Consider the following 4,454-nt stretch of genomic DNA (forward strand, 5'->3'; position numbering starts at 1 on the left):
CCGTGGCCTGTGCGTACTGGGGGGACTGCTCCAGCATCGCGATGAGGTCGACGACCTCTTCCAGCGGCCGGTCGGCGACGGCGGCGCGCACCAGGTCGCCGACCGGGTCGCCGTACGACCGCGAGGGGTCGCCGTGGGCGCCGGGCTCACGGCCGAAGGCTTCGCGGACGGCGGTCTCGTGAACCGCGGTCTCGTGAACGGCGGTCTCGTGAACGGCGGTCTCGTGGACGGCGCCTTCCCGGCCTGCGGGTTCACGGCCGACGGATTCGCGCCCGATGGGTTCACGGCCGGCGGGTTCACGGCCGACGGGCTCGTCGGCGAACAGCTCCTCGTCGGTGAAGAGGTCCTCGTCCGTGAAGAAGTGCTCGTCATCCGGTTCGGGGACCGGCTCGTGGTCCGGTTCGTGGTCCGGTTCGTGCGGAGCCGGCCGGGAGGCGTCGCCCACCCGGAACGTCCGCTCCCGCAGGGTGGGTTCCCTCGGGACGGGTCCGCGTGGGACGCGCGAGCGGGCGGCCGGGTGCCGGACGTCCGCGTCCTCGGCGGCGGCCTGCGCGATGCCGGGCCGGACCGCGTGGACGCCGGTGCCCGTGGTCGTCTCCCCGGCCGGCAGGTCCACGGCGGATATGGCGTATTCGGTCGTACGGGATGATGAGGAGCCGGTGGTCATGATCTCTCCGTGGGATGGGGGGTGCGGCCGCCCTGCGTCCCCGACATGCGACACGCGATGTGGTGCCCATTACTAGGCGCGACCACCGCACGGTGCCACTCGGGCGGGCCACGGGGATGAGAGACCCGGCACACAGCCTTATCGCCGCGGCGAACGGGAATCCGTCAGACAAGGCATGTGCCGCGCACCAGGAGGAGGGGCGGGGTGGATACGACCACAGCGGTGATCGTCGCGGCGGTGTCGCTCGCGGCGGTGGCCCTCTGCGTGGCCGTCGGCGTCCTGGTACGGCTGGTCCGTACCCGACGCGACCTCAGAAGGGCCGGGCTGCCCAGCGGGCCCAAGTGGGTCTTCTGGGGCGCCGTCCTCTACTTCGTGCTGCCCACGGACCTCGTGCCCGATCCGGTGTACCTGGACGACATCGGCGTACTGCTTCTCGCCCTGCGCTCCGTGCGCGGATCCCTCGGCGAGCGGGGACGGGGCACGCGCCCGCCCCGTGACTACGCTGCGTAAGGAAACCATTCACCCGTTCGATTCGTATAAGTCTCTGGAAGCCGAAGGAAGTCGGCGGACCAGGCGACGGCGCACAGGGACCATCGCTTGATCGGCGCAGCACCGACTAGGGAGAGACGATGCAACCGTTCGCGCTCAACTACGCACGGCCCGCGGTGGAGTTGGAAGCGACGACTCCGTACGTCTACGACTCCGGGCTTCAGTTGAACGTGCTCCTCGACGGGCGTGTGGCCGCCGGCGACCACGCGCTGCTGAGAGAGCTGGGGACCACGACCTCCACCGCGGGGTCGAAGACTCACTTCGACGACTGAACACGGGCCGCCGAGAATGACCGTGCTGATCCTGACCTGTGAAGAGGACGTCACCGCGGACATGGTGGTCGTCCACCTGAACGCGTCGGGAGTGCCGGTGGTCCGTCTGGACCCCGCCGATCTGACCCATTCCGTCGCGCTCTCCGGCGAGTTCGTGCACGGCTCCTTCCGCGGCCATCTGTCGTCGGGGGGCCGTCTGGTGAGCATCGGGGGCCTGCGGTCCGTGTGGGTGCGCAGGCCGGGCGGTGCGGCCGCGCGGGCCGCCGAGCCCTCGGCGTGGCTGACCGAGGAGTCCGCGCAGGCGCTCTACGGCATGCTCCGGGGGTGCGGGGCGCGGTGGATGAACCAGCCCGACGCGGCCCACCGGGCCCGGTACAAGCCCTGGCAGCTGCGGCACGCCCAGGAGTGCGGGCTGCCCGTGCCGGCCACGCTGATCACGACGTTCCCGCGGGCGGCGCGCGAGTTCGCCGAGCGCTACCCGGACCTCGTGGTCAAGCCGGTCTCCGGTGCCCACCCGCAGGATCCGCCGCTGGCGGTGCCGACCAGCAGGGTCCCGCCCGAGGCGGACTTCTCCGCCGTCGCCCACGGCCCGACGCTGCTGCAACGCCGGGTCGCCAAGCGCGCCGACGTCCGTCTCACCGTCGTCGGCGACCGGCTGCTGGCCGCCCGCCGGACGACCCTCGGCGGCCGGGACCCGGAGGTGGACGTCCGCTTCTCCTCGTCCGGTGAGCCGTGGCGGCCGGCCGAGGTGCCGCAGCGCCTCGCCGAGGCCGTCCTCGCGTACATGCGGGGGGCGCACCTGGCGTACGGGGCCTTCGACTTCGCCGAGGACGGGGACGGCACCTGGTGGTTCCTGGAGTGCAACCAGTCGGGGCAGTTCGGCTTCGTCGAGGTGGACACGGGACAGCCGATCGCCCGCACCATCGCCGAGTGGCTGGCCCGTCCCGGAGGTGCGGAGCCGGCGGCGGCGGACGGCACGGATCCGGCGGTCGTCGGGTGAGCCCCCTCAGTGCTGGCGCGGGCCGGGCAGCAGGGCGGTGCGCTGCCAGCCGGCGCCGGGGGACGGGGAGCGCTCGGGGCCGGGCAGGTGACCGGGCTGGTGGAGGGGCCGCATGACGACCTCCAGTTCCCTGCTCACTCGCTCGGCCTCCCGGCGCACCTGCGTGGGGACGTCACCGCATTCGGCGACGAGTCGGTCGTAGATGGGGGAATCCTGGAACACCCGTCAACGTGCCTTTCGTGTCGTCCGCCCCCGCACGGAGGCGCGACTGAGCAGTCTAGGCGCCCGGCCGTCCGGCGGTGCGCTTTCCCCCGAGTAGGTGACAAGGGCTCAGGTTCCGGCCGGTCGTGCGCTGGGCCCGCCCCGCGGATCCGGCCGGGGGTCGCCCGTGCCGGTCCGCGGGGCGGGCCCCGGGGTACCGCGGTGTCACACGGCCAGCGACAGGCCGCTCTCCCCGTCCGGGTCCGCCGTCCGGACGGTGTCCGGCGTCCGCGCCTTGGCCAGCAGCAGCGCGTCCGCCTTGGCCACCGCGTCGTGGATGCTCGTCGTCGCCGTCATCACGCACAGCGTGTAGCTGACGTCCGCCAGCTCGCGCGCCGCCGCGGGCCGCTCCCTCTCCGCCTGAGCGATCCGCAGTGACGCGTACCGGGTCAGCAACTCCCTGACGACCTTCGGGTCCGGTTCGAGCACGAAGCGCCCCTCTCTCGATTTTCGCTGCGCATGCCCGATCCCTGACGAAACATTCACCCCATGAGCGCACTCGCTCGCGATTGACGAATTTCCTTCGCTTTGTGTCCGGTCGGCGCCTCGAAGGGGCGAGGCGCAGGCGTACGCCGGGGAGAGACCCGCGCCTTCTCCCCCGTGGAGGGCGCGGGTCTCAGTCTCCGAGTGTGCGGGCCAGTTCGGTGGTGGCGCGCGTGATCTCGCTGTCGCCCTCGGCCATCAGCCGCTCCAGCTCGTCCCGCCGGGCGCGGACGGCCTGCCGGGCGGCCCGCTCCCACGCCACCGGGTTCTCCCGGTGGTTGAGGAGCTTGGGGTAGGCGGTGGCGGTGGTCTCCCACTGCCGTGCGTCGGCGATGTTCTTGAGCAACTGGATGATCTGCGCCCGGCAGTTGACCTGGGGCCGCTGGGCCAGCTCCCAGAGGAAGGGCACGGTCGCGGCGGTGGCCTGCTCCACGACGAAGCCGAACTGGCAGATCCGTTTCCGCAGATCGCCGAGGGCGGCCCGGGCGGTGTCGGCGTCACCCCGGGCGACCTTGTCGAGCAGCCGCGGGATGGCCGCGGCGGAGCCGCTGGAGTCCTGGATCTCGTCCCAGGGCACCCGGTCGAGGCCGACGAGGGGCGCGGTACGGAGCGAACCGGCCGGCGAGGTGTGGCGGTCGGTGCGCCGGGTGCTCGGCTTGGGTGTCGGAGCGCTGCGCATGGTGTGGGGCCCTTCCGCGGCAGTCGGGTCAGGTCAGGGGGCGGGTCGACAACGTGGCCCAGACGGTCTTGCCCGCCGGAGGTCTCGGGGTCCAGCCCCACTCCTCGGCCAGTGCGTCGACGATGGACAGACCGCGTCCGTGCTCGCGCAGGTCGCAGTCGTCGGACGAGGTGCGTACGGGTGCGTCGTCCCCGGGGTCGGAGACGCTCAGCATCAGACGGCCGGGATGCAGGCTGAGTGCCAGCCGGATCTCCGGCCGGTCCGTCGCGGCCGTCGGCACGGCGTGCGCCACGGCGTTGGCGGCGAGTTCGGTGATCACGAGGACCGCGTCGTCACCGTGGTCGTCGAGGGACCACCGGCGCAGCGTGTCCCGGGTGAACCTCCGCGCCCGGGCGAAGCCCTCGCCGCTGCAGACGATGCTCAGCACCGCGGGCGCGGGAGGGACGGGTGGGGCGCACGGTGTCGCGTGGGTGCCGGGGGACGGCCAATCGGCGGCGCGGCCGGCCGTTCGTGCCGTGCGCGGGTGCCCCTCGAACCGGCTCA

General features: G+C 72.8%; 7 protein-coding genes and 1 pseudogene. 3 read left to right on the top strand and 5 right to left on the bottom strand.

What is annotated here, in order from left to right; all coding sequences use genetic code 11:
- A pseudogene (locus GTW67_RS36915) lies at window positions 1-667 on the bottom strand (hypothetical protein); the annotation flags it as partial.
- Window positions 668-871: 204 nt separating this feature from the next.
- Here GTW67_RS36915 and GTW67_RS11125 point away from each other — a divergent pair.
- The 3 genes from GTW67_RS11125 (at window position 872) to tgmB (ending at window position 2,488) form a co-directional block, all read left to right on the top strand.
- Window positions 872-1,177 (top strand): DUF1232 domain-containing protein, encoded by a 306-nt coding sequence (locus GTW67_RS11125; protein ID WP_161164638.1) that lies wholly within the window; start codon window positions 872-874, stop codon window positions 1,175-1,177.
- 119 nt (window positions 1,178-1,296) lie between these two features.
- Entirely contained in the window at window positions 1,297-1,488 is a 192-nt protein-coding gene (gene tgmA / locus GTW67_RS11130; RefSeq protein WP_073728776.1) for a putative ATP-grasp-modified RiPP, read from the top strand.
- A 16-nt stretch (window positions 1,489-1,504) separates the two neighbouring features.
- Entirely contained in the window at window positions 1,505-2,488 is a 984-nt protein-coding gene (gene tgmB, locus GTW67_RS11135; protein WP_161164639.1) for an ATP-grasp ribosomal peptide maturase, read from the top strand.
- Window positions 2,489-2,494: 6 nt separating this feature from the next.
- Here the strand turns inward: tgmB and GTW67_RS11140 are convergent, their stop codons facing one another.
- The 4 genes from GTW67_RS11140 to GTW67_RS11155 all read right to left on the bottom strand — a co-directional run.
- Window positions 2,495-2,710 carry a hypothetical protein gene (locus GTW67_RS11140; RefSeq protein ID WP_161164640.1) on the bottom strand — a complete coding sequence of 72 codons (216 nt, stop codon included), beginning with the start codon at window positions 2,708-2,710 and terminating at the stop codon, window positions 2,495-2,497.
- A gap of 204 nt (window positions 2,711-2,914) precedes the next feature.
- Window positions 2,915-3,178, bottom strand: coding sequence for a DUF5133 domain-containing protein (locus tag GTW67_RS11145; protein ID WP_161164641.1), 264 nt, complete (start codon window positions 3,176-3,178; stop codon window positions 2,915-2,917).
- A 187-nt stretch (window positions 3,179-3,365) separates the two neighbouring features.
- Window positions 3,366-3,911 (bottom strand): hypothetical protein, encoded by a 546-nt coding sequence (locus tag GTW67_RS11150; RefSeq protein ID WP_202437092.1) that lies wholly within the window; start codon window positions 3,909-3,911, stop codon window positions 3,366-3,368.
- A 28-nt stretch (window positions 3,912-3,939) separates the two neighbouring features.
- Window positions 3,940-4,454 (bottom strand): ATP-binding protein (locus tag GTW67_RS11155; RefSeq protein WP_237518785.1); only part of this gene is annotated, 515 nt, incomplete at its 5' end.

It is taken from the genome of Streptomyces sp. SID5910, from assembly GCF_009862125.1.
Taxonomy (GTDB): Bacteria; Actinomycetota; Actinomycetes; order Streptomycetales; family Streptomycetaceae; genus Streptomyces.